This is a genomic window from Mesorhizobium sp. M1227 (assembly GCF_040318315.1).
Lineage (GTDB): Bacteria > Pseudomonadota > Alphaproteobacteria > Rhizobiales > Rhizobiaceae > Mesorhizobium.
Genome location: NZ_JAMYLZ010000036.1, coordinates 1 through 24,030, shown reverse-complemented (window position 1 = coordinate 24,030; position 24,030 = coordinate 1). Strand labels below are relative to the sequence as shown.

The window sequence follows — 24,030 nt, the reverse complement described above, 5'->3', positions numbered from 1 at the left end:
TAGCCTAGAATGTCGACAGATATCAGCGATGCCCCCACAAGTCGTCGATCTCGTCCTTGTTCTCGGGCGGCCCGTCTTTGCCGGCTTTGGCTTTGAGATCATCGGCAATGGCCGTGAGCCGCTCTGCCAGAGAAGGGCGTCCATTTTCCCGCTTCAACTCGGATTTACGGACCTCAGCCATCACCAAGATTCCCATACAGCATCTCGTCCTGCAGCCGGCGCAAGGCGAACAGCCTGGTCGTCGGGTCGGGCGCGGCATTGTCGGCGGTGAGCAATTCGCCTTTCCTCACCGGTTTCAGCACCTTGCCGCCTTCGAGCAGACCAACCGGCACGGCGCGATGGGCGCGGGCCTGTTCGACGGTCATGGTCCAGGAGCGGTAGCAGGTCTCGCCGATCGCATCGAAAACCTCGCCTGCCGCCAGATCGCGCTTGGCCACGGCGCAGACCTCGGCCACCGGCCGCGGCAGCGGCACCATGTCGGGCTTGCCGTAAAGCGCGATGCGAGCCGCCGTCAGCGGCACTTCCAGCGAGGTCAGATGGTAGGGCCTGAAGAAGCTGTAATAGGGGCCGTGGCCGATATGCAGATCGTCCATGCGCTCGATGATGCGCGGATGCGTCGCCTCGACGATTACGAAGACGCCGGGCGCCACGCCCTTGCCGACGGTGTAGTCGACGACGCCCTTCTTCGACAGGATGCCGCCCTGCTCGCGCGGGATCAGCACCTTGACCAGCTCGTCGCGATCGGCCTTGGGGCCGTGCATGCCGGGAACGTCGGGCACCAGCCCGGTGGCGTTGGCAATGGCGCACATCTCGACCATGGTTTTCGAGCCGTCGACGAACTCGACCAGCATGCGCGGATTCATGTTGCGGCGCAGCGCCTCCTCGCGGTAGTCGTCGGGAACGGCGTCGTGGTTGAGAGGGTTGTTTTTGCCCTTGCCGGCGGAGACGATGGTGTAGCCGAGCGCCGAGGCGAACTCGATCAGCTCCATGCAGCTCGACGGCTCGTCGCCGGCGCCGACCGAATAGACGACGCCGAGCCGGTCGGCCTGCTGCTTTAGATAGCAGCCGATGGTAACGTCGGCCTCGACATTCATCATCACCAGGTGCTTGCCGTGCTGCATCGCCATCAGGTCAAAATCGGCGGCGACGCCGGGCTTGCCGGTGGCATCGATGACGACATCGATAAGCGGATTGGTGACCAGCATTTCGTTCGAGGTGACGGCGATCTTGCCGCTTTCGATCGCCTGGCTGACCTTCGAAGCGCTGTCCGCTTCGGCTGCCATCGCCTGATCGCCATAAGCAATGCGGATGGCGTCACGCGCCGTATGCGGGCGGCGCGTCGAGATCGCGCAAACCGAAATGCCCGGCATCAGCATGCCTTGCGTCACCAGGTCGGTGCCCATCTCGCCCGAACCGATAACGCCGATGCGCACCGGGCGGCCTTCCGCGGCGCGCTTGGCAAGATCGCGGGCAAGCCCGGTCAAGGCGACATTGGTCATACTGGAACGTCCACTGCTTTAAGTCTTTGTTTTTATGCATGTCGTTGTCCCAAAACCGCGGCACACTTTTGGGCGACATGCATTATGAAGCGGGAATAGCAGGGAACGGCAACCCATTGCCAATCGAAACCGGCCGCGGCCACCTTTTCCTGTGCGCTATTGCAATTCGGCCAGCAAGGCTTTTGCCTCGGCAAGGTTCTTGGCGGAGCCGGCGGCAAGGTCGTCCATCTTGCGCTCACTGAAGATGACGAGCGCATGCTCGCAGGCGCCTATCGCTTCCTCGACCATTGCCTTCTGCTTGCGGGCAGCACCCAGATCGGTAAGCACATCGCATAGGCTGTCCTCGGTGAAGGCGACGCCCGGCACCGAACCGATCTTCTTCTGCACAGCGATGGCCTCGCGCAGGATCGGCACTGCCTCCTCGAATTTGGCGACGTTGTTTTCGGCGCGGCCGGCGAGCGTCAGCTGATAGCCGATCTCGTTTTGCAGGCTCGCCCAGCGGTCGGGGTCGCGGTCGCGGCCGACCTCGTCTGCGAGCGCCCGGTTGACGGCGACCGCTTCGGCGAACAAAGCCGGCGAAGGCTCTTTCGCGCCGATCATGCCAAGCACATTGGCCAGGCTTGCCTGCGTGCTGGCCCAGGGTTCGGAGGCGCGGTCGCGCGTGCGCACGCTCTGGATCGAGCGATAGATGCCGGCCGAGCGCTTCAGCAGGGCGACGTCACCGCGCCAGTAGCCCAGCGTCGACAGCGCGCTGGCCAGGTTTGCCTGGTTGCGCAGCCATTCGTCGGCATCCCTGTCGCGGCTCATCACCGTCAGTGCCGCCTCATAGGCCTGGACAGACTTGGCCATGGCGTCCGGATCGGAGCTGGCGTTTGCCTGCATCATGCGGGCATTGCCGAGGTCGCCTTCGACCGAGGCCCAGAGCGAGCGGTCGGGCAACGTGGCATAGACGGCCAGTGCCTTTTCATGCGCGGCCGCCGCCCTCTGGTAGAGCGATGGGTCATTGGCGCTGCCGGCAAGGTAGTAATAGGCAGTGCCGAGTTCGTTCTGCAGCTGGGCGTGATCTTCCGGCACCGTGGCGAGGTCGTAGAAGGGCAGCGCCGCTTCTAGCGCCGTCGCCGACTGGCGGAACGGTTCGCCGTCCTGCGTGCGGTCGCCCAACACCAGGAGCACGTGGCCCAGGCCCCATTGCGTTGCCGCCCAGGCGTCAGGATCGCTGTCACGGCTCTGCACCTCGAGCGCCGCACGATAGGCCGCCGCCGAGCGCTGGAGCGCCTCGTCCGGACCGCCATTGGCCTTGCCGAGCATGGAAAGTGCTGCACCCAGCCGGTACTGCGTCTTCGCCCAGTCCTTCGGGGCGCTGTCCTTGCTTCGCACGGTGAGCGCTGCACCATAGGCGGCGACCGCTTGTTCCAGCACCGCTTTGTCGCTGGCGCGGTCGCCCCAGGTCGCCAAAGCGTTGCCGAGACTGTGCTCGATCGAAGCAAACTCGATTGGAGCAGCGCCGGCGGTATAGATCTGCGAGGCCTCGCGATAGGCGGACGCCGACTCCCGGAGATAGTCGATGCCAGTGTCCCGATCGCCAAGCGTCGCATAGACCGAGCCTAGATTCTGCTTCAACGAAGCCCAGTCGAGCGGCAGCTTTTCGCGCGGATATTCAGAAAGTGCGGCCTCATAGGCAGCGATCGCCTCAAGCAGCGCGTCGTTGCCTTCCTGCCTGGCGCCAAGGCGCTGCAAGGCATTGCCAAGCGTCAACTGGCCGTTCGCCCAGCTCGCCGGCGCATGCTCGCGCGTCCAGACCGTCAGTGCGGCCTCTGCGGCCTCCCGAGCATGCTGAAGCGTGGCGATGTCGCCATTGATCTGGCCGATCGATTCCAGCGCCGAGCTCAAATTATTCTGGATCGTCGCCCATTGCGCCGGGGCGCGCTCGCGCGTCATCTCCTCGGTCGCAGCCTGATACGCGGCCACTGCCTGCTCAAGCGTCGGCACGTCTTTTTCACGCTCGCCAAGGCGAAACAAGGCCGCGCCGAGATTGACCTGGCTCAACGCCCAGTCGAGCGGGACGCGCTCCCTGCGGTATTCGGTCAGCGCGGCGCGATGCGCTTCGATCGAAGCGCGGAAACTGTCGGTCGTGGCCTGGCGCTCGCCGATCTCGGACAGCACGATGCCGAGATTATTCTCAGTCGCCGCCCATTCGAGCGGCATTTTTTTCGCCGCTTGCACCGCGAGCGCCGCGCGGAAGGAGGCGACGGCCTCGTCGAGCAGTGCGATACCATTCTCGCGCTGGCCGAGCCGCCAGTAGACGGTGCCGAGATTGCCAAGCGTCGAGGCCCAGTCGTCCGGATCGGCGTCGCGTGTGTAGACGGTCAGCGCCTGGTCGAAGGCGGCAGCCGCCTTGTCGAGGTTTTCGCGACCGGCCTCGCGTTCGCCCAGCGTCGACAGTGTGGTGGCGAGATTGTTTTGCGTGGCAGCCCATTGCCGCGGGCTGTTTTCGCGCGACACATAGGTCAGCGCTATTTCATAGGCAGCGACCGCCTGCACCAGAAAGGCATTGTCGCCAGAGAAAGAACCGTGCGCGGAGAGCGCCTGGGCCTCGGCTGCCTTGTAGAACCAGGCTTGATGGTCGTCCCATTTCTCGACCTGCTCATAGGCCTTGGCATAGTCCTGCGCTGCCGCCTGATAACTGAACGAAATTTCGTAGGTTTTGGCGCTGTCGCCGAAAACCTCGGCAAACTCGAACCGACGCGCCTTGAGGTCGGCTTCGGCCTGGTCGACGGTCTTCGACAGTTCGCCAACGCGGGCCTTGGCCTGTTCATGGATTTTCTGCGCTGTTTCGAGTGCGCCTTCTTGCACCGCCTGCTCGGCCAGTCTTGAAAGCCGCACGATTTCCGGATCCTCGCTCTTCAGCATCGCCTGCTCGTCTAGTACCTGTTTCAGCCGCTCGGTCTGGCCGCGCAGCAATTCATCGAGCTCGGCCGCATCCCTGGGTTTCTCGGTGCCCAGCGTCTTCAGCATGGCATAGAGCGCATCCATCGGTACGCCGCCGTCGCGGGCGATCGTCTCGATCTGGCGGCGTTGCGGGTCGGGCAACGTCGAGATCGTCACCAGCAGCCGGCGACGCTCGCTGAGTATCTCGCCCTCCTCGCCTTTCGGCACCTCGGCGGGCGTACCGAAATAAAGCAGCCGGCGCAGGCTTTCATTGACCCACGGCCGCTGCCGGCCGCCGGTCTTGAGATAGACCTCCTCGCCGATCATGCGCAGCACGGTGCCGAATTCCTCGCCGCCCATCGTGTCGAAGTGACGCAAAATGGCTGCCGCATAGGGGCTGTTGCCATCTGCGGGACCGTCGAGGGCCACCTTGCCGGGCTCGGCGGCAAAACCGATGACCTGGCCCAGGCTGTCATCGGCCGAAACCTTGGCCGGCGCGCTGCCGTTCAGCGCCACGACGCTGCGGGTTTCGCCGAGGCCGCCGGCGCCGATCGGCTCGCCCGCTTCGCCCGGCGTGATTTTGAGCAGCGTGCCCGGTGGAAACGGATCGTTGCGGCAGGCATCGAGCAGCACGATGGTGACCGGCACCTTGGCCTTCAGCTCGGCCACGATCGACGACAGCGGCACCAGCTTCTCGCCGGCATCGTCGAGCGCTGTAATGTCGGTATCGACCGGCACCAGGAAATTCTCGCCGCCGGCTTCGATGCCGTGGCCGGAATAGTAGATAATGGCGACGTCGGCACCCTCGGCATCGTCGACGAAGCCTTCGAGGTCGCGCCGCAATTTGCGCGCGTCGCGATTGATCGCGACATCGGTTTCGAAGCCGAGCCTGTCGAACATCTCCTCGATGGCGCGGGCGTCGTTTTCCGGATTGGGCAGCTTGCCGACATGCTCATAATCGGACTGCCCGATGACGAGCGCGACGCCCTTAAGCGCCTTCGGCCCTTCAGCCCGCGCAGAAACCAGCGCGCATAAAAGGGCAAGCAGCGCGGCAAACGCCACGCCTATGCGCCCTGTTGCCCCTGGAAACAGCATCGTCGTCCCACCCCAAACCCAGCGCGCCATCTTCCGCAACGGCATGGCATCATGATGGCCGGCGCGTGGCAAGTGTTCGGGCAAGAGGTGTTCTTGTCGTGGGGAAGGGAGGCAGGAATGTCATGCTGCTCCGCGCCCCCTCCTGTCCCGCCGGCCTCTCGCCCCTCGCCCAGCGCTGCGCGGCCGCTACTTGTTTGTTGACAGGCATGCGAGGCCTACATGTGGAATTTGGCAGCAGAGGGCTGGAGGCTCCTCAAGCAGAGCGTCATCGGCTTCATCGACGACAATGCGCTGAGCCATGGGGCGGCGATAGCGTTTTATGCCACGACCTCGCTTGCGCCGATCCTGCTCATCGTTGTCGCTATTGCCGGCATGGCCTTCGGGCACGAGGCGGCGCAACTCGCCCTTTCGGCACAGATCGCTGGCCTGATGGGGCCGCAAAGTGCCGAGCTGCTGCAGGCGACGATCGAGAACGCCTCGCAGAAGGAAGCGGGAACCCTTGCCAGCATTCTGGGGCTGGTCACGCTGTTCGTCGCCGCATCCGGCGTGTTCGGCGAAATGCAGCTGGCGCTGAACGAAATCTGGAAAGTCAAACCGAGCGGGGCAACGATTTCACGAATGGTGCGGGCACGCATTGCAAGCCTGGGCCTGGTCGCCGCGCTTGGTTTCCTGCTGCTGGTGTCGCTGGTCGTAAGCGCTGCAATTTCGGCGCTCGGAGAGGTCATCAACGCCGACCTGCCGTTCGGCACCATCATCCTGAGCGCCATCAACGGGATCGTCTCGTTTGCCCTGATCACACTGCTGTTTGCCGCAATCTACAAGGTGCTGCCGGACCGCAGCCTGCAATGGCGCGATGTCGGCATCGGCGCCGCGGTCACCGGGTTTCTGTTCACCATCGGCAAGTCGCTGATTGGCTGGTATATCGGAACCAGCGCCATCTCATCATCATACGGCGCGGCCGGCGCCCTGCTCGTCGTGCTGTTATGGGTCTATTATTCAGCGGAGATATTTCTGCTGGGCGCCGAATTCACGCGAGCCTATTCGGTTCGACATGGCAGCCGGTCCGATTTGAAGAACAAGGTGGAATTGCATGGCAAATGAGTTCACGCCGAAATTCGACCTAGCCGACGAGGTGGTGGTGGTCACCGGCGCCTCGCGCGGCATCGGCCGCGCCAGGACAACCGCACTGGGTCAAACCTAGTGTCCGGCTTCCTCATTCATTGCCGGCAAGCCAACGGACCATATTCGCCATCAGTCTTCCGTAGAACGGCCACGCGAGGAAATCCTGCGAGAGCCAATGCGGGCCGATATCGGTTGCCCAGGCAATCGTGCGGCCGCGGCCATGGCTATCGACGGCAAGGAGCGGCCAGTCGGTGCCGCGATGGTGGCAGGTCGCCAGAAGCCGGGACGAACCGTCGCGCCTGAATTCCAGCTTGTTCATGCCGAGAATCGGCGGCAAAGGCCCCTCCACCCCGGAAAAAATCGGATGTGACGACTGCAGGATGGAGGCCTGCAGGCCTTGCGGCACCTCCATGCCGTCGCAGTAGGGTAGGCAACGGACCGGCAGAACGTCCTCGACCGGGGTGTCGTGGAAACGCGCCGTCCCGAACATGCCCTGAAAGCCCATGTAACCGCCGGCCAGCATCAGCCCGCCGCCACCTTCGACATAGGCCTTGAGCACATCGAGGCGGTTGACGCCGACACGCCCGGTGCGGGCATCCGGCGTCACCAGCAATGTCAGGGCGCCGACATCGGAGATCACCACCGCCTGATATTGGGCGAGCCCATCGAGGTCATAGGGAAACTCCGCGCTGCAACGCTCGCCGCCGATCTGCGTGACCGCGATGCCTTCAGTGGTCAGCGCGGCATTGAAGGCCGTCGCGCCATTTGTCGAGGTCGCACTTGTAAGCACGTCGCTGCCGATGGCAACCGAGGTCGTCGCTGCAAAGGTTTCGCCTGCAAGCAATATCTTCATTGCCGCCCCGCACTGTTTCATTCGAGAGGTTTTTAGGAAGGGCGCCGGATGGACCGGCGCCCCCTAGAACTCAAGCCCTACAGGATCAGAATTTGAATTCGGCCAGATTTTCGGGAGTTACGATCTTGGCCGGACCAAGGATCAGTTCGCCGCCGGCGCCAATCGTGTATTCGCCGAGCCTGCCTGCCGTGAACTTCTCACCCTCCTTGCCGGTGATCTTGCATTGCGCAAACGCCTGGGCCGTCTGATAGGTAAGATAGCCAAGATCGGTGACGTTCCACCAGATATCCTGAGCCGCTTCGTCCTTGATGTATTTCGAGATCAGAGTGGCCGGCGCGAGGCCGGTCAGCTTGACCTTGCCGATCATGCCCGCTTCCTCGAGTGCACGCGCGGCCGCCGGAAGGCCGATGCCTGCCGGGACGATGATCACCTTGAGATCGGGAAACGCCTGGACCAGCGCCAATGCCTGCTGCTGGTTGATCTGTTCGCTTTCTTCGCCATAGGCCACCTGCACCAGCTTCATTTTGGAGAACTTCGGCTCGGCCGCCATCTTCGCCTTCATGAAGTCGATCCAGGCATTCTGGTTGGTCGCCGTCGGCGTCGACGACAGGATCGCGAATTCGCCTTCACCGCCGCTGAGGGCGAATGCACTTTCGAGCATCATCTCGGCGAGGCTGTCGCCCTTCACCTGATTGACGAACACTGCACGCGCATCGGCGGCCACATCGGAGTCATACGAAATCACTCTGACGCCCTGCTGAACGGCGCGCTTCAGCGCAGGCGCGACGGCATTGGCGTCGTTGCCGGCAATTGCGATGACCCCGACCTTCTGCGACACGAGGCTGTTGATGAATTCGATCTGCGCCTCGGCGGTCGCCTGCGATGGGGCGACCTGGGTAGCGGTGCCGCCAATTTCCTTGGCTGCCTCTTGTGCGCCTCCGAAGGCCACTTTGAAGTAGGGATCCGTGTCGAGCTTGGGCAGGAAACCGACCGTTACGGGTTCCTTGGCGCACTCCTGGCTGAAGGCCAGCGAGCTTGGCGCAAGCAGAACCGCGGATGCGAGCAGGGCTAATCTAAACGCTTTCATTGTGACTCCTCCGTCAAAATTCGGGCTTGAAGGAAGGGGCCCGAGATCACCCCTTTGTCTCGCGCATTGCGCGGGATCTGCTGAGCATCTCCTGTGTGGAGCGCCAGTAATTGCCGACCAGCAGCGAGCCGATCAAAAGCAGGCCGATGATCATGCCCTGCGCGTCGCCACCGATCTGGTTCAGCGCCAGCACGTTGCGGATGATGGCGATCAGGACCAGTGCCAGCATGACGCCGGTCAGGCGGCCCTTGCCGCCAAAGACGCTGACGCCGCCGAGCAGCACGATGGTGATGACGTCGAGCTCCATGCCGAGCGCATTGTTGGCGCGGGCGTTGGAAAGGCGCGCGGTGTAGACGATGCCGGCTATCGCCGCGACGACGCCCGAGACGACGAACAGGTTCAGCACCATCCGGCGCGTGTTTATGCCGGAATAGCGCGCCACTTCGGGGCTGCCGCCGAGCGCGTAGATGCGCTTGCCGGTCGGCGTCTTCTGCAGCACGACCGCAAACACCGGCGCCAGCACCAGGAAGGGCACGATGGTCCACGGTATCTCGGTGCCAGGCAGGTTGTTGATGCCGAAATCGACGACCGCGGGCGGCAGGATGTTGACCGAGCCGGTGCCGAGCAGGATGTAGCCAATGCCTCGATAGAGCGCCATGGTGCCGAGCGTCACAACCAACGACTGCAGTCCAAGGCCCGAGACCAGATAGCCGTTGAAGGCGCCGAGCAGGCCGCCGATGACGAGCGTCAGCGGGATTGCGGCAAGTGTCGGCACACCGGCCTGGACCAGCAAGCCAAAGACGACGGACGTCAGCGCCAGCACCGAGGCGATCGACAGGTCGATCTCGCGGGTGATGATGAGCAGCGCCATCGGCAGGATCAGCAATGCCTTTTCCGAGGCGCTGGCGGCCAGTTGCGAGAGATTGAAGCCGGAAACGAAATTCGGCACGAAGATCGCCGCGTAGAGGAAGATGGCCACGCAAGAGGTCGCCAGCAGCAGATCCCAGAAGTCGATCGAACGGAGGAACTTTTTCACCGCGCCCTCGCCTGTCTTGCCTGCTCGGCCCGCCGCACGATGAAGGTGTCGATGCCGATGGCGACCAGGATCACGAGGCCGTAGACGCCCTGCAGCCACAGCGGGTCGACGCGCACCAGCGTCAGCCCGTTCTTGATGACGAGCAGCGTGAGCGCGCCGAGGATGATACCGAGCAGCGTGCCCGAACCACCGCGGATGGCGACGCCGCCGACCACCGCCGACGCGATCACGGTGAGTTCGAAGCCGAGCGCGACGCGTGCATCGATGGTCGCATAGCGCGATGCCCACAGCGCGCCGCACAGGCCGCCGAGCAGGCCGGCCATGCCAAAGGCCAACAGAATGCGGCGGTCGACGGGGATGCCGATAAGACGCGCGCCGTCGGGATTGGAGCCAGCGGCGAACAGTTCGCGCCCGATCGCCGTACGATAGAGCAGCACGTAGCCCAGGCACAGGATAACGATCGCGATGATGACGATCAGCGGCACGCCGGCGATCTTCAGGCCGGTCATGTCGAGCCAGGCTTGCGTGACTTCGTCGGCGCTGATCTGGTCACCGGCTGCCCAGATCGAGTTGAAGCCGCGGAAGGTCGACATCGAGGCCAGCGTGACGACGATCGCCGGGATCTTTCCCCTGGTGACGACGAGGCCGTTGATCAGGCCGGCGACGCCACCGACGGCGCATGCGGTTATCAGGCCAATGCCGATGTCGAGCCCTGGATAGGCCTGGACCATGCTGGCCGCCATGTAAGCCGACAGGCCGATCACCGCAGCGATCGAAAGGTCGATGTTGCGGGTGATCAGCACCAGCATCTGCGCGAGTGCCGCAACGACGAGCAGGGCGGCATCCATCGACACGGCGGTCAGGTTTGCAGCGCTCACCATGCGCGGGTTGATGATGGTGACCGGGATGGCGACCGCCAGCATCGCGGCGAGCAGACCGAACTCCCGCCGCTTCAGTATGTCGAGCGGTCCTTTTCTCTTCTCCTCGCCGGTGGCCTGTGCCGCATCGGCGCTTTCGCCGGCCTTGGTCGCTGCTTCCAGCACCTTTTCCTGAGTGGCTTCGCCCCTGGCAAATTCGGCCGTCCGATGGCCTTCGCGCAGGACGATGATGCGGTCGCACATGCCGATGAGCTCGGGCATTTCGGAGGAGATCAGGATGATTGCCATGCCCTGGGCGGCAAGGTCGGCGACCATCGCATGCACTTCCGCCTTGGTGCCGACGTCGATGCCTTGCGTCGGCTCGTCGAGGATGAGGACGCGCGGTTCGGTGCGCAGCCATTTGGCCAACACCACCTTCTGCTGGTTGCCGCCGGACAGTTCCTTTACCGGCTGCGCGTAGCCGGAAAAGCGAAGCTTCATGCGCTTCAGCCAGTCCGAAACCAGATTGATCGCGCGGTTCGTGCCGTAGAAACCGGAGCGGGCTGCCTTGTCGAGGACTGGCAGCACCGCGTTGTCGAGGATGGAAAAATCCATCACCAGGCTCTGGCCCATGCGGTCTTCAGAGACATAGGCGATACGCGCATCCATAGCGTCGCGTGCCGACGCGAAGCGCACTGCTTCGCCGTCGATCAGGATTTCGCCGGCATCGGGCTGGTCGATTCCGAACAGCACGCGCGCGATCTCGGTCCGCCCGCTGCCGACCAGGCCGCCGAGCCCGAGCACCTCGCCGGCATGGAGCTTGAGGTCGATATTGGAAAAGCCACCGGCGTGCGAAAGCCCCCTCGCCTCCAACACCAGTGCGCCGGTGGCGTGGCTTCGTTGCGGATAGAGGTCGGTGACCTCACGGCCGACCATCATGCCGATGGCAGCGGCGCGGCCAAGCTCGGCCTTCGGCTTGACGCCAATGAGACGCCCGTCGCGCAGCACCGCGATGCGGTCGGCGATGCGGAAGATCTCGTCCATGCGGTGGCCGACGAACATCATCGCCACGCCGTGCAGCCGCAGGTCGGCGACGACAGTGAACAGCCGCTCGACCTCGCGCTGCGACAGGGCGGCCGTCGGCTCGTCCATGATCAGCACCCGCGCGTCGAGCGACAGGGCGCGGGCGATCTCGACCAGTTGCTGTTCGGAGGTGCGCAACATTCCGAGCCGGGTTTCGGCCGGCACGTCGAGGCCGACTGTCGCCAGCACCCTGCGCGCGCCGGCAAGCATGGCGGCGTTGTCGATGCCGCCGAAGCGGTCGCGCGGCATATGGCCGAGATAGATGTTCTCCGCCACCGAAAGATCAGGGAAAAGACCGGGGTGCTGGTGCATGACCGAGATGCCGGCAGCCTGGGCGTCGTGCGGCGAATGGAAGACCACAGGCTTGCCATCGACTTCGACATGGCCGCCGGTCGGGAGATACACGCCGGCCAGCAGCTTCACGCAGGTGCTCTTGCCGGCGCCGTTTTCGCCAAGCAGAGCCAGCACCTCGCCTGAGCGCAATTCGAAGGACGCGTCCTTGAGGGCAATCGTGCCGCCGAAGGCTTTTGTCGCCTGAACCAGGGCAACGGGGACAGCCGCGTCGCTCTTCACCATGGCGTCGGCTTCGCCTAATGCGCCCAAGTGCAGCACCTTTCCTCCCTGGTCCTGTTTTTTCAATTTGCTATATTAAATGGCCGAATGCCGCAACTGGAAAATTGACTTCCATGGCCGCGAAGGGCACTGTCGCGTCGCGCACGGGTGCGATTGGAGTGCTCGACCCCGCGGCAGCCTCAAAGCTGCAAGCGGCTGGAGTGGCTCTGCGGGAATGAATGGGGAGGCGCCGGTTTTGTCCGGAAAAGGCAGCAATTCGGTCAAGGTTCGGCATTATAACGAGCGCTTCGTGCTTGATGCCATTCGCCGCCTGAAGGAGGCATCCAAGTCCGATCTGGCGCGCGCCGCAAATCTGACGCCGGCTGCGGTCGCCACCATTGTCGACGGGCTGGAATCGTCCGGATTCGTAAAGCAAGTGGGAAAAAGGTTCGGGCAACGCGGATCGCCATCCACTCTCTACCGACTTGCACCTGAGCGTATCTACAGCGTCGGCATCAAGATCGGCCGGCGCGCGCTGGAAGCCGTGCTCGTCGACTTTGCCGGCGAGGTCCGCTCGCGCGAGTCGCACGAATATCGCTTTCCGGATCCCGACATGGTGCTCAAGGCAGGCAACATGTCGCTGGCCAATTTCGACAAGCTGGTCGAGGGGCTTGGCGATGCCAACATCGTCGGCGTCGGCATCGCCTCGCCATATTTCCTCGGCGGCTGGAGCGAAGAGCTCGGCTTTCCCGACGATCTCGGCAGCCGCTGGGAAGCAATCGATCTGACGACGTTCTTCGCCACAAAGCCGAAGACCCCGGTCTTCGTGGAAAACGACGCATCATCGGCCGCACTCGCCGAACTCATCCAGGGGACCGGCGCGCGGTTCCGCGACTTCATGCATATCTCGATCGACACCTTTGTCGGCGGCGGACTGGTGCAAGGCGGCAAGGTCCATACCGGGCCGCACGGCAACAGCGCCGCGCTCGGTCCTTTGCCGGTCTCGCCTTCAAGCCTCGATTCGGTGGCGGCCAAGCCGGCGCGCTACCAGAGCCTGCTGCATCGCGCTTCGATCTATGTGCTGGTCAATCATCTCAAATCGCGCGGCATCGAGATCAACCGCGTGCGCGAACTCGACCCCTTGCCGCCAGGGGCGCGCGAACCGCTGTCCGAATGGATCGACGATTGCGCCAATGCGCTGGTCGAGGCGATCATCGCCATCACCTCCGTCATCGACATCGAGGCGATCGTTCTCGACAGCATCCTGCCGCGGCCGATCCATCTCGAGCTGCTGGCAAAGGTGCAGACCCAGTTCAACAGGATCAGCGCCATCGGCATCGTGGCGCCGGAAATCGTCTCGGGACAATTCGGCCCCGAGGCCTCGCCGATCGGCGCGGCGATGCTGCCGTTCTCGGCACTGTTGGCGCCCGACAGCGGCGTGCTCATGATCGGCAAGGACAGAACAATGCTGCCGGGCAGCCTTTCGAGGCTTGCCAGCCAAGGCCAACCAGCAAGAAGCTCAGCGCCTTCAACGGCATAAGACAGTGCCGCGAAAGAGCATCAAGCTCCAGGCATCATCAACATCAGCTCGCAGTCCGGCACGGGCACGACGGGCTTTTTGCGCCGGCACCGGAACTTTTAGCGGCTGCTAATCTTCATTCGTCACCAACATTGAAATGCCGATCGGTCCGCGCTCCGCTTCAGTGCGGGCCCAGGAAGCAAGGAGGAACATATGAACTGGGATCAAATCAAGGGAAAATGGACGCAGTTCAAAGGCAAGGCGAAGGAGCAGTGGGGTGACCTCACCGACGACGATCTTGATCGGATCGAGGGCAACCGGGACCAGCTCTTGGGGCGTATCCAGGAGCGATATGGCATCGCCAAGGAAGAGGCAGAGCGCCAGGTTGATAACTGGTCCAGAAGCATCAGCTGAGCCTTGGACGCAACGCCGTCTTCTGCCCCCACCGGGGTGAAACGCTGCGTCGCCCGCCGTGCCGACTGGTGCGGTGGGCTCTTTCGACAGCGAGGCCCCACGAGGAACCTTTAGCCGTATCTAATATTCTACTTGCGTGGCGGGCTTCGCCCCGGCGTGCGCCCCGCCCGGAGGCGAAGGAGTGCAATGATGAACAACATTATCTGGCTGGTCGGCGCGATCGTGATCGTAATCGCCATTTTGAGCTTTTTGGGTCTGCGATAGCATCCTGAACCCTCTCTTCGAGCCGGCGACCGTCCCCGCTCGGTATGGCCTCAGCGCGCCCAAGCTGGTCAGACTTAGGTCCCAAGCAAGATACTCCAGGATTGGACCGAAGCCCCGGCTGAGGAACGTAGCCGGCTGGTTCACGTTGTGGTGAGCTTTGGCGCGACGAAGATGCGTCCGGGCGGAAGAGTTCAAAGCCAGGGAGGAGAGGCCCGACGCTCCGAACGGGCGTCGGGCCTGGGCGTAATGCAAACAATCAGCAGACTGTTCAATTCCCATGCCCAGGCAGCACGTGCCGTGGCCAAGCTTCAGGCTGCCGGGATTCGTCGCCGGCAAATCAGCGTGGTCGGATCTTACAACGACAATGATGAACCGATCAGCGTTGCTGGATATTACGACGATGAGATGAGCGCTCTCTGGCGGGGTGCGATTGCTGGTGCCGCACTTGGCGCGACGGCTGGTCTGTTGGCCGGCTTCAGCGCTTTTGGAGCTCAAGACGTTGATCCTGCGGGGATGACCGGCATGGCCCTGGTCGGTGCGGCTTGGGGCGGCTTTGCCGGCGTGCTTCTCGGAACTTTTGCCAATTTTGCCCAGAAGCTGCGCAAGCCGAAGATCGCAGAAGGTGTCGTACTGGTGATGGCCCGCGTCGATGAAAGGCAGGTCGGCGCCGCGTACACGGTGCTCCGGAGTTTCGCGGAGATGCCTTCCGGGCAGATGAAGAGGAGCGCTTTGCCAAATTCAAGCCGGCTCCGCGTCCGATCTGGTGCCCGATGAAGTTTGTTTCGCGAAACGGGAATTCAAACCGGAGGCGCCCGACGAAAGCTTGGCAAACCAACACTTTGGAAGCATGCGGGCTACTTGCCGTCGTGTTGTCCTTTATTCTTACCGTTCTGTTGGTTGGTCTCATCCTTGGCTGAACCCATGCCCTTGCCACCGGCGACACTATGCCCGGCAATTGGCGAAGGTTGTGGCCAGTTCGAAGGATTAAACCATTCGTGCTAAGCGTTAATAGCTTGTAGCCATAGGAGAGGACGCCAACGTGGACAAACGGGCTGAAGGAGACGCGGAGAGATTGGCTCGAGGCGAGTTCGAGCTCAAAGCCGAACGATATGGTGTGAACGCCTTTCTTCTCGTTGTCGAACTCGTAAATCTGCTGGAAAAGCGTGGAACGATCAGCAGCGACGACGTCGCGAAAATAGCCGAAGCCGCCGCATTTGCCGTTGCCGCATCCAGCGAACCCGACGTGAACAGCATCAATCTGTTGCAGGCCATCGCTGCCGCACGCCGGCCCAAATAGGCTTATATCAAATCCGCCAGCAATCGGCGCCCACCGATAAACGCTATATTGAACTGATCTCGATCGAGCGTGCGGAGCCATTCCATGTGCAATGACTACGAGCAGCACATCGCTTGGGCCGAATACTGCCGGATGATGGAATCGCTGGCGCTCAAAATCCCCAGCCATCAAACCGAACTGGATCTGCCGCAGGCGGATGACATCCGCATCAACGACCCCGCACCTGTAATGCGCGCCGCCGGCGACGCAATCGAACTGGCGTCGATGACATTCGGCTTTCCTCCGGCCGGGCCAAAAGGCGGACCTGTATTCAACTTTCGCTCGGAGGGCCGGCAGTTCAGCAACAGCAAGCGCTGTCTCGTTCCGGCGTCGGCATTCTTCGAATTCACGGGAACGAAATATCCAAAAACCAAGCACAGGTTCACGCTGAATGGCCATTCGTTCATGGCGATTGCCGGGCTGTGGCGCGAGGGTGTCGGCAACAAGCCGCCGACGTTCACGATGCTGACGAGCGAGCCAGGGCCGGACGTGGCGCCATATCACAACCGGCAAGTGGTTGTGCTGCGGCCATCGGACTGGGCGGCCTGGATCCATCTCACGAGGTCCGAGGCTGAACTCCTGCGGCCGTTGCCGGTAGGGTCGCTCAGAGTGGAGACAGCTCGGGCAGGTTCGGAGTAGGAACCATCGGAAAATTGCGCGCTGAGCTGCGGCCGCGCCTCACGGCGACGCGCGCCATGCTCAGAACGAATGCCCGCGCGATATAAGCGCTTCAGCCCCGCTTGACGTAGCCGGCGGTGACCTCGTCCTTGTGGGCGGCGAAAGCTTCCAGGACTTCGGTTTTCTCAGGCTTCGGAATCTTGAAATGATCCAAGGTCCGCCCGAGTTCGGCTGCGACCTCATCGAATTCCGCGGGGGAAATCCGCAGGTCGCGATGCGCCTCCTCGAGGCCGAGCGGCGTCGTGCCGGGCTTGGTGGCGACGAACTTGAAGGGCCCGCCAGAAACGTCGCAGACCCACAGCGTGCGCATGAACTTGAGGCCGGGCAACCTTTCAAGGTTCTTGGTGTGCCATTTGCGCAGCTGCGGATTCTTGGACTTTTGGCCTACGATCGGGTTCCTCACGACGGCGTCGCTGAAGTGATCGATCACCGCTGCGATGGCAAACACGCCGCCCAGCCGCTCATACAGACTTTTCTCGGATGTGGTTTTCTTCGTCTGCGCGAGCGCCTTGTCGGCAGGCAATACCGACGTCGATGCGGCGGCCAGCGCCAGCGCGGCGACAACACTTCGTCTTGTGAGAGAAGTCGAAATTTTCATCCCTGGTTCCCTTCGAGGTTAGGCCAGAGCGAGCCGCAGCCTGTCTGGCGGGCTTCATGAAATGACATTCGGACGCTTTGCCATATTTTAGCATCGCCTAAAGAACTAACGAGCCCTTCGCCCGAATTATTCCGATTGACCGCATTGCCGTGGTCAACTTGCGTAAAGGTCGCGCGGATGAGGAAGGCTTAAGCACGCGTCGCCGCACGCAGCAGAGGTCGCGAAGCCACTTCGGCCGCATCGGCGGCCCGATCGATGTTGCGGGCACCGTAGTCTTCCTGACCTCGCTGGCGGCGGTCGCCTGCGGCCAATAGCCTGTGCTTTTCGAAGATCGCGAGCTTCTGCGGATACGTCATCCGCACCTTGGCGTTGCACCCGTCGCATCTGAAGTGCGCGATTGTTCTTAGTGCAGAGCCCTTTCTTACCGCCGGATGCAAGCAATCCGGACATTCGAATGTGAGCGCGACATCCGATAAGTCTTCGGCTAAGCCCATTTCCGTCCCCTTCGCAAACTCGGTGGCTACACTCTGGCGATTCTCAACGGGCAATTCAGATGCCAAACGGCTGTGCCAAAGCGGGACTAGGCCAATTCGCCTCGGAACGCCCGCCAAGCTAGTGCGCCTTCTCTGCCCCTTTTGAGCGACGAAGAGACCTAACTTCCTCCAGCAGTTCGCGCTCATTGGTAGTCACGTTTCGGAAGATTGCGACAATCATCACCGCCAAGGCTTCGGCATCCAGGCTTAGAGGGTCAATGTGCTCATCTGCGCAAACCTGATCAAACACGCGTTCACAAATAGCCAAATCGTGAGGGCTGAGGCGAGTGCGATTGAAACGCCGGCGCGACATTTGCGAGCCTTCGACGCCCGCCGCCCCGTTGCAAAAGAAGCGGGCCTTGGCAAGAAACGCGAGTCGTTGAACGATTGTTCCCGGCTGCAAGCTTTGTTAAGCCGCCTGCAGCAGGGGCAGACCAGAATGCATTCCCCACGCATCATGGCGCATGCGAGCGCCGTGAGGTGAGTGTGCAAGACCACAGCTTTTGACGAGCCTGTGCGCGTGGCACTCGGCAGGTCGCGGGGCGCCATATTTTTCGGCAACCTCGCCAACCGCGCACAATCACCATCGAGCAGGTCAAGGAGGCCTTGGAAGATGCGCCAGCGAAACAATCTGGTGCTGCGAGAGAGGATTGAACTCTGCCTTGGTATAATTAATTCAATAACAGGTCATTTGTAACATTGTGACGGACAGCGGAATGGACATAGTTTTAAGCGCCGTTGCATGCAGCCGAGCGATTTTCGGCGTTCAACACGTTCCCGGGACTCAACGTTGAGCCACAACCTTGTCAGTCTCGTTATCGAGGACGCCCGCGCCTTGTTGATCGAGACAATATCGAAGCTCGGGCTCCAACTCGCCTAAAAGCCTTGCGAGCCTGATTTGTGGCGAAAGGTGGCACGCCCGATAACTCCCGATGCTTATTGCGACAGGGCTTATGGAATAATGGCGAGATCAGCGTGGGGATGATTGGATGGATGGACATGTTTGGGCATGTCGCACGCCGATTCATGATTTCCTACGGCTCACTTTCCCATGCACTTGTCGATAAAGGCATTATAGTCCCTGCGGTTCTGGCTGGACGCCAAAAGACCTGCCTCGCCTTTACTGTTTTCTCTCCAAGGCATTCTAGATTAGACCTTCATTTGAATGCCTGGACCTTCGCCGCGCCGCCAAGCACCAGGAACCGAAATACGTTTACGACGATCCGTATGCGCCGTGATGATAGATCAGCGCCGGGCCGGGCTCTCCGCTCACCACATGCCGGACGCTGCCGAGGATCAGCGCGTGGCTGTGGCGAATAATAGTATCCTCAACCGTGCAGTCGACCGCGGCAAGCGCCTCGTCGAGTGCCAGTGCGCCGCTTGCAAGGCTGGACCAGCGAGCGCCCTCGTAGCGCGCCGACCCCTTCAGGCCACCGCGCCCGGCAAAGCGGTCGGCAATCGCGATCTGGTCGGCACGCAGCACATTCACGCAGAAATGCCGATGCCGGCTGATGGCTGCCCAGGTAGACGAGTTCAGATTGATGCTGACAACCATCACCTCTGGTTCGACCGATAGGGAATGGGCGGTGGTAACGGTTGCGCCCGTCCGTTCGTCGCCAACACCTGCGGTGACCACGGAGACAGCTCCGGCCAGGTGTCGCATCGCAAATTTCAGGGGAACCCGGCTTTCCACTAAGGTTTCCACTAGGGGAACGCGTTCGGTCAGTGTCATCTGGATAGCCTCATCGTGTTTGCAGCTTCACGACGCCTTGCGACCCAACGCCGTTTGGTATCCCAACCATTGGTGAATTTCGGCGGCGATGCGCTCGGCATGTGCGGTGACTTCGGGAATTCCCATCAGTTCGCCGACGCTGCCTCGCGCCAGTGGCCCGCTGACGAAAATGCTATCGGTCGGGCGCCCGGATGTGCCGACCGCACGGCCTTGGCTGTCGGTATCCAAACCAAGACCAATCGGATCGAGCCGGACCAATCCCATCCGCGCGAGCGCCGCAATCGCCGTGTTGGTCCGCAAGATATCGGCGTGCGCCGGTCCGGTCGTCACGATCACACTGTCGAAAGCATCGACAACGAGGCTGCGTTGGCCACGCAGTCGCTGCCTGACGCAAATGCGTCCGTCGACCTGTTCGGCGCCGACAATCGTTGCGGCGCGATAGGCAAGCTTGCCCTCGGCGACGCATCGATCGAGCACGTCCGCAACTTGCGGCGCGAGGCGGAAGCGATGCACGTCCCAGAGCGCACGAAGATGGCGTGCCACACGTCGCTGCTCGGCCAGCGGCAAGGCCTGCCAGATGGTTTGTCCCTGACGTCGGACAGCATCGAGCACCGGATGCCAGTCTTCGCCCCGGCGCTTGGCATCAAGGATCGTTACCCGGATGCGCCTGAATAGTGCCGTTGCGCTGCGTGAAGGCAGGGTCGTGAAATCGCCAATTGGATCGGCCAGCATCGCGGCTTGGCCGCGCGAGCGATAGCCGTGGCGTGACAGCGCGACGATGTGGCCACGATGCCCCTTGCGGTCGAGCGTTGCAATCACGTCCGCCGACGTCAGTCCGGTGCCCACGACCAGGACACGGTCGTCGCGGCCGATCGCTTCCAGCCTCTCGAGATCATAGGGATTGGCCACCAGCCCGGCTGTGCCAGCCACGGACTTCAGGGGCATCGGCAAGGCCGGCGGCGGATGCGTCGTCGCAATCACCACGGCGTCGGCAGCGAGCGCCCCGCCATCAGCGAGGATCAGACGGTAGCCCTCGCCGGTGCGCTCGACCGATGCGACGGCGGACCTGACATGGCGGATCGTTTTGCTGAGAAGGAAGGGCCGGAGATGAGATTCCACATAGCGCCCGAAAACGCGACGCTGCGGGTAGAGTGCTCCGTAGGCGGCAATAGCCTCGGCATCGTCTACAATGGCTCTGGTCTGCTCCAGCCAGTCGGCAAAGTGGCTGTCCTGGCCGGAGATCAGCGTCATTCTCGACGCCGGCACATTGATACGATGCGCCGGATCGGCCGTGGAGTAAGCCAGACCATAGCCGAGCCCCTCGCGGGGCTCGACGACCACGATATCGGATGCACCGGCCGGGAGCAGTCGCGCCAGATGAAACGCAGTCGCCGCACCTGAAAAGCCGCCGCCGACAATCGCTATGATCGGTGCGCTGGCGCTCAAGACTGGCTCGCGCGCAGCGCCGACGGGCGATGGTCGCCGGCCACGGTTTCGCCGAAGGGGCCCATGTTGACGGCCGTCTGCCGCGTTGAGATCTCGTGATCGAGTGGCAACTGCGGCAACACAAGTTCGCCGAAGCGATAGGCTTCCTCCAGATGCGGGTAACCGGACAGGATGAATGTATCGATGCCTATGCGCCGGTATTCATCGATCCGTGCCGCCACCGTAGCCGCATCGCCGACCAGAGCGGTGCCGGCGCCGCCACGCACCAGGCCGACACCGGCCCACAGATTCGGACTGATTTCGAGTTTGTCGCGACGGCCGCCATGCAGCCGGCTCATGCGCGACTGGCCGACGGAATCCATGCGCGCGAAAACCTTCTGCGCCTCGGCGATCGTCTTGTCGTCCAGGCGGCTGATCAGGCGGTCGGCATCGGCCCAGGCTTCGTCATTGGTTTCGCGAACGATGACATGCAGCCTGATGCCGAAACTCACCTGGCGTCCGGCCTTCTCGGCAAGGCCGCGCACATGGTCGACCTTTGCGGCGACGTCAGCCGGCGGTTCGCCCCAGGTCAGATATTTATCGATCTGCTCGGCGGCGACCGCATTGGCCGCCTCCGACGAGCCGCCGAAATATAGCGGCGGATGCGGCGTCTGCACAGGCGGGAACAGCAGCCTTCCGTCCTCGATGCGGAAATGTCTGCCTTCGTAGGCAACGGTCTCGCCGCGCAGCACGGCCTTGTAGATATCGAGGAATTCCCGCGTCACCTCATAGCGCTCGTCATGGCTGAGGAAGATGCCGTCGCCCTTGTTCTCGACCGGGTCGCCGCCGGTGACGACGTTGATGAGCAGGCGCCCGCCCGAAATGCGGTCGAGCGTCGAGGTCATCCGCGCCGCGAGCGTCGGCGACTGCAGCCCGGGACGGACGGCAACGAGGAAGCGGAGCCGCTGCGTCAACGGCGCCAGCGCCGACGCCACGACCCAGCTGTCCTCGCAACTTCGGCCGGTCGGCAGCAGCGCGCCGTAATAGCCGATGGCGTCGGCGGCCTTGGCGACCTGGGTCAGATAGGGCAGGTCGACCGCCCTGCCCCCCTCGGAGGTGCCGAGATAGCGGCTGTCGCCATGGGTCGGAAGAAACCACAGGACCTTGATCCTGTCGGGGATGGCAGTGCTCATGAACAGTCCTCTATGACTTTACGGCGTTCTCGCTCAGCTCCAGGCGTGTAGCGGCGGATTGACGTCGTTCAGGTAATAGTTGCCGAGGATCGCGTATTTCCAGCGCACCGGATCGTGCAGCGTGTGGGTTCGGGCGTTGCGCCAGTGCCGGTCGAGATTGTGCTCGGCCAGTGTGGATCGCGTGCCGGCGAGTTCGAACAGTTTGTTGGTGGCGTTGATGGCGATCTCGGTGGTGAGGATCTTGGATTCGGCAACCGCGATCTGCGCTTTCGCGACGGTCCTATCGTTCGGATCGGCCACGGCGCGGTCGACCGCAAGGCCGGCCTTGTCCAGAACCGCCTCGGCCGCATTGGCCCGCAGGCGGAGGTCGCCGACCGCCTGGATCGTGTAGGGATCCTGCCAGGCATGATCGACGCCGCTGTCGATCCACGCGCGCGACTTGGTGCGCACGAAGCTGACGGTTTCGTCGATCGCCGCGTTGGCGATGCCGAGATCGACAGCAGCCTGGATGATCTGGAAGATGGCGCCGTCGGCGGTCGGCCGGTCATAGCCCTTGTAGCCGGGGACGAGATGCGTCTTCGGCACTTTCACATTGTCCAGCAGAACTGTGCCGGACAGCGTCGTCTTCTGGCCGAAGCTCGACCAGTCGTCGATGACCGTCAGTCCGGGCGCGCCGCGATCGGCGATGGCATACCAGGCCCGGCCCTCGTCATCGAGCGCCACGATCGGCACCAGATGGGCGAGCAGCGCGCCGCTGGAATAGAATTTCTGGCCATTGACCACGACGTGGTCGCCAGCGTCGACGAATTTGGTCTCGAAGTCGGCCGCCCGCTTGGAGCCGAATTCCGAGAACGCGTTGCCGAACCGCGTGCCGGACAGAACTTCGGCGAAGAGCAACTGCTTCTGGGCCTCATCAGAGACGGTGCGGATGGCGGCGACGACGCCGAGATGGTTCTGCGGAATCTGGCCGAGCGACGGATCGGCCGCCGAGATGATGGTGATCACCTTCGACAGCGTCACATAGGAGAGTTCCGGTCCGCCATAGGCCTTCGGCACGTTGATCGACCACAGGCCGCTCTGCGAAAACGCATCGAGCTCTTCCTTCGGCCAGATGCGCTCGCGGTCCCGCCTGGAGGCGTCCTTGGCGAAGTCTGCGGCCAGTTTTTCCGCCACAGCGATCGCCTCGGCGTCGGTCTTGATGACATGCGCTCTGGCCGACGGACGCTCAACCGGGGGGACGGCGCTGCGGATATCGGACGGCTGCTTCGATTGGATGGTCATGCTGCGGTCTCCTGGGGAAAATGTTGCGATGGAAGCGGCGTGCCGCCGAGATAGTAGGTCTTAATGTCGTCGCGCTGGCGCAGGTCGGCGGCCGACCCTTCCAGCACGCTCTTTCCGTTTTCGAGCACGGTGGCGCGGTCGGCATATTTCAGCGCCACTGCCGAATTCTGCTCGGCGACAAGGATCGAAAGATCTTCGTCCCGATTGAGCCGCTTCAAAGCGCTGAAAATCTCGTCGACGATCAGCGGCGCCAGCCCCATCGAAGGCTCGTCCAGCACGAAGAGTTTCGGCCGCGACATCAGACCGCGGCCGATCGCCGTCATCTGCTGCTCGCCGCCGGAGGTGAGGCCGGACCGGGTTCGCCGCTTCTCGGTGAGCCTGGGGAAAAGCGCATAGACGCGGTCGAGGTCGGCCTTGACGCCGGTGCGGGAGGACGAACGCCCGAGCGCGCCGGTCAGAAGGTTCTCCTCGACCGTCAGCGAGCGGAAGCAGTGTCGGCCCTCGAGGACCTGGACCAGACCCTTGCGGACGAGGTGAGAGGGGCTTGCCCTGGAGACATCCTCGCCGTCGAAAGTGATCCGGCCAGCGGTAACAGTGCCGCGCTCGGCCGGGAGGAGATTGGATACGGCGCGTAGCAGCGTCGTCTTGCCGGCGCCGTTGGAGCCGAGCAGTGCGACGATCTCGCCTTTGCCGACCGACAGGTCGACACCGTGCAGGGCGGCGATGGCGCCGTTGTAGACGGCCTCCACGCGACTGACCGACAGGATCGGATTTTCCGGGCTGGACATCGATGACTCCGCAATAGGCAGGAAATCGGGGGGGGGGGCCCGGGGGGGGGCCGGCGGGGTGGGGTGGTTATTAGTGGGAACAAAAGGTGCGGGGGTGGCGGGGGGGGGTGTTTTTATGGAGGTGTGTTGGTATTAAGTTGGGGGCGGTGGGGGAAGT

Annotated in this window: 21 protein-coding genes; 6 read left to right on the top strand and 15 right to left on the bottom strand. The window is 62.8% G+C overall.

Annotated features, from left to right (window positions below; genetic code table 11):
• Positions 1-22 precede the first annotated feature (22 nt).
• The 3 genes from NKH28_RS28210 to NKH28_RS28200 form a co-directional block, all read right to left on the bottom strand.
• The gene (locus NKH28_RS28210; RefSeq protein ID WP_352541748.1) at positions 23-181 is read right to left on the bottom strand and encodes a hypothetical protein; all 159 of its coding nucleotides are present in this window, start codon (positions 179-181) and stop codon (positions 23-25) included.
• Positions 174-1,499, bottom strand: coding sequence for an NAD(P)H-dependent oxidoreductase (locus NKH28_RS28205; RefSeq protein WP_352541747.1), 1,326 nt, complete (start codon positions 1,497-1,499; stop codon positions 174-176). The genes NKH28_RS28210 and NKH28_RS28205 overlap by 8 nt, the downstream gene beginning before the upstream one ends.
• A gap of 156 nt (positions 1,500-1,655) precedes the next feature.
• Positions 1,656-5,552 (bottom strand): caspase family protein, encoded by a 3,897-nt coding sequence (locus tag NKH28_RS28200; protein WP_352980922.1) that lies wholly within the window; start codon positions 5,550-5,552, stop codon positions 1,656-1,658.
• A 189-nt stretch (positions 5,553-5,741) separates the two neighbouring features.
• Here NKH28_RS28200 and NKH28_RS28195 point away from each other — a divergent pair, with 189 nt between their 5' ends.
• Complete coding sequence (locus NKH28_RS28195) at positions 5,742-6,623, top strand: YihY/virulence factor BrkB family protein (RefSeq protein WP_352503594.1); 882 nt, start codon at positions 5,742-5,744, stop codon at positions 6,621-6,623.
• Between the two features lie 112 nt (positions 6,624-6,735).
• Here the strand turns inward: NKH28_RS28195 and NKH28_RS28190 are convergent, their stop codons facing one another.
• From NKH28_RS28190 to NKH28_RS28175, 4 genes are all read right to left on the bottom strand, one after another.
• Positions 6,736-7,497 (bottom strand): glutamine amidotransferase, encoded by a 762-nt coding sequence (locus NKH28_RS28190; RefSeq protein ID WP_352541745.1) that lies wholly within the window; start codon positions 7,495-7,497, stop codon positions 6,736-6,738.
• An 85-nt stretch (positions 7,498-7,582) separates the two neighbouring features.
• Positions 7,583-8,584, bottom strand: coding sequence for a rhamnose ABC transporter substrate-binding protein (locus tag NKH28_RS28185; RefSeq protein WP_023677420.1), 1,002 nt, complete (start codon positions 8,582-8,584; stop codon positions 7,583-7,585).
• Between the two features lie 46 nt (positions 8,585-8,630).
• Positions 8,631-9,620: an ABC transporter permease gene (locus NKH28_RS28180; RefSeq protein ID WP_352457057.1), complete on the bottom strand. Its 990-nt coding sequence runs from the start codon at positions 9,618-9,620 to the stop codon at positions 8,631-8,633.
• The gene (locus tag NKH28_RS28175) at positions 9,617-12,172 is read right to left on the bottom strand and encodes an ATP-binding cassette domain-containing protein (RefSeq protein WP_352541744.1); all 2,556 of its coding nucleotides are present in this window, start codon (positions 12,170-12,172) and stop codon (positions 9,617-9,619) included. The genes NKH28_RS28180 and NKH28_RS28175 overlap by 4 nt, the downstream gene beginning before the upstream one ends.
• A 196-nt stretch (positions 12,173-12,368) precedes the next feature.
• Here NKH28_RS28175 and NKH28_RS28170 point away from each other — a divergent pair, with 196 nt between their 5' ends.
• From NKH28_RS28170 to NKH28_RS28150, 5 genes are all read left to right on the top strand, one after another.
• Positions 12,369-13,652, top strand: coding sequence for an ROK family transcriptional regulator (locus tag NKH28_RS28170; RefSeq protein WP_352541743.1), 1,284 nt, complete (start codon positions 12,369-12,371; stop codon positions 13,650-13,652).
• A 192-nt stretch (positions 13,653-13,844) separates the two neighbouring features.
• Positions 13,845-14,045 carry a CsbD family protein gene (locus NKH28_RS28165; protein WP_023719429.1) on the top strand — a complete coding sequence of 67 codons (201 nt, stop codon included), beginning with the start codon at positions 13,845-13,847 and terminating at the stop codon, positions 14,043-14,045.
• 510 nt (positions 14,046-14,555) lie between these two features.
• Positions 14,556-15,083, top strand: coding sequence for a hypothetical protein (locus NKH28_RS28160; protein ID WP_352541742.1), 528 nt, complete (start codon positions 14,556-14,558; stop codon positions 15,081-15,083).
• A 298-nt stretch (positions 15,084-15,381) separates the two neighbouring features.
• On the top strand, positions 15,382-15,606 hold the full coding sequence (locus NKH28_RS28155) for a hypothetical protein (protein ID WP_352980921.1): 225 nt from the start codon (positions 15,382-15,384) through the stop codon (positions 15,604-15,606).
• Positions 15,607-15,690: 84 nt separating this feature from the next.
• Positions 15,691-16,284, top strand: coding sequence for an SOS response-associated peptidase (locus NKH28_RS28150; protein ID WP_352541740.1), 594 nt, complete (start codon positions 15,691-15,693; stop codon positions 16,282-16,284).
• A gap of 91 nt (positions 16,285-16,375) precedes the next feature.
• On the opposite strand, the gene NKH28_RS28145 is transcribed toward NKH28_RS28150, so the two are convergent.
• From NKH28_RS28145 to NKH28_RS28110, 8 genes are all read right to left on the bottom strand, one after another.
• A complete protein-coding gene (locus tag NKH28_RS28145) occupies positions 16,376-16,921 on the bottom strand; it encodes a group I truncated hemoglobin (protein WP_352475075.1) in 546 nt (181 codons plus the stop codon).
• A 188-nt stretch (positions 16,922-17,109) separates the two neighbouring features.
• Positions 17,110-17,415 carry a hypothetical protein gene (locus NKH28_RS28140; protein WP_352920722.1) on the bottom strand — a complete coding sequence of 102 codons (306 nt, stop codon included), beginning with the start codon at positions 17,413-17,415 and terminating at the stop codon, positions 17,110-17,112.
• 118 nt (positions 17,416-17,533) lie between these two features.
• Positions 17,534-17,857, bottom strand: coding sequence for a hypothetical protein (locus NKH28_RS28135; RefSeq protein ID WP_352475073.1), 324 nt, complete (start codon positions 17,855-17,857; stop codon positions 17,534-17,536).
• 810 nt (positions 17,858-18,667) lie between these two features.
• Positions 18,668-19,186: a flavin reductase family protein gene (locus tag NKH28_RS28130; RefSeq protein WP_352541737.1), complete on the bottom strand. Its 519-nt coding sequence runs from the start codon at positions 19,184-19,186 to the stop codon at positions 18,668-18,670.
• A gap of 27 nt (positions 19,187-19,213) precedes the next feature.
• Positions 19,214-20,632, bottom strand: a complete 1,419-nt coding sequence (locus NKH28_RS28125) for an FAD/NAD(P)-binding protein (protein WP_352980920.1) — start codon at positions 20,630-20,632, stop codon at positions 19,214-19,216.
• Positions 20,629-21,804 (bottom strand): FMNH2-dependent alkanesulfonate monooxygenase, encoded by a 1,176-nt coding sequence (gene ssuD, locus NKH28_RS28120; RefSeq protein WP_352503581.1) that lies wholly within the window; start codon positions 21,802-21,804, stop codon positions 20,629-20,631. The genes NKH28_RS28125 and ssuD overlap by 4 nt, the downstream gene beginning before the upstream one ends.
• Before the next feature lie 33 nt (positions 21,805-21,837).
• On the bottom strand, positions 21,838-23,085 hold the full coding sequence (locus NKH28_RS28115; RefSeq protein ID WP_023722899.1) for an SfnB family sulfur acquisition oxidoreductase: 1,248 nt from the start codon (positions 23,083-23,085) through the stop codon (positions 21,838-21,840).
• A complete protein-coding gene (locus tag NKH28_RS28110) occupies positions 23,082-23,873 on the bottom strand; it encodes an ABC transporter ATP-binding protein (RefSeq protein ID WP_352475067.1) in 792 nt (263 codons plus the stop codon). The genes NKH28_RS28115 and NKH28_RS28110 overlap by 4 nt, the downstream gene beginning before the upstream one ends.
• Positions 23,874-24,030 lie beyond the last annotated feature (157 nt).

Bases quoted from the DNA above. Each gene is read 5' to 3' on its own strand.
- NKH28_RS28210 (WP_352541748.1), bottom strand. From the start codon at position 181: ATGGCTGAGGTCCGTAAATCCGAGTTGAAGCGGGAAAATGGACGCCCT.
- NKH28_RS28205 (WP_352541747.1), bottom strand. From the start codon at position 1,499: ATGACCAATGTCGCCTTGACCGGGCTTGCCCGCGATCTTGCCAAGCGC.
- NKH28_RS28200 (WP_352980922.1), bottom strand. From the start codon at position 5,552: ATGGCGCGCTGGGTTTGGGGTGGGACGACGATGCTGTTTCCAGGGGCA.
- NKH28_RS28195 (WP_352503594.1), top strand. From the start codon at position 5,742: ATGTGGAATTTGGCAGCAGAGGGCTGGAGGCTCCTCAAGCAGAGCGTC.
- NKH28_RS28190 (WP_352541745.1), bottom strand. From the start codon at position 7,497: ATGAAGATATTGCTTGCAGGCGAAACCTTTGCAGCGACGACCTCGGTT.
- NKH28_RS28185 (WP_023677420.1), bottom strand. From the start codon at position 8,584: ATGAAAGCGTTTAGATTAGCCCTGCTCGCATCCGCGGTTCTGCTTGCG.
- NKH28_RS28165 (WP_023719429.1), top strand. From the start codon at position 13,845: ATGAACTGGGATCAAATCAAGGGAAAATGGACGCAGTTCAAAGGCAAG.
- NKH28_RS28160 (WP_352541742.1), top strand. From the start codon at position 14,556: ATGCAAACAATCAGCAGACTGTTCAATTCCCATGCCCAGGCAGCACGT.
- NKH28_RS28150 (WP_352541740.1), top strand. From the start codon at position 15,691: ATGTGCAATGACTACGAGCAGCACATCGCTTGGGCCGAATACTGCCGG.
- NKH28_RS28145 (WP_352475075.1), bottom strand. From the start codon at position 16,921: ATGAAAATTTCGACTTCTCTCACAAGACGAAGTGTTGTCGCCGCGCTG.
- NKH28_RS28140 (WP_352920722.1), bottom strand. From the start codon at position 17,415: ATGGGCTTAGCCGAAGACTTATCGGATGTCGCGCTCACATTCGAATGT.
- NKH28_RS28130 (WP_352541737.1), bottom strand. From the start codon at position 19,186: ATGACACTGACCGAACGCGTTCCCCTAGTGGAAACCTTAGTGGAAAGC.
- ssuD (WP_352503581.1), bottom strand. From the start codon at position 21,804: ATGAGCACTGCCATCCCCGACAGGATCAAGGTCCTGTGGTTTCTTCCG.
- NKH28_RS28115 (WP_023722899.1), bottom strand. From the start codon at position 23,085: ATGACCATCCAATCGAAGCAGCCGTCCGATATCCGCAGCGCCGTCCCC.
- NKH28_RS28110 (WP_352475067.1), bottom strand. From the start codon at position 23,873: ATGTCCAGCCCGGAAAATCCGATCCTGTCGGTCAGTCGCGTGGAGGCC.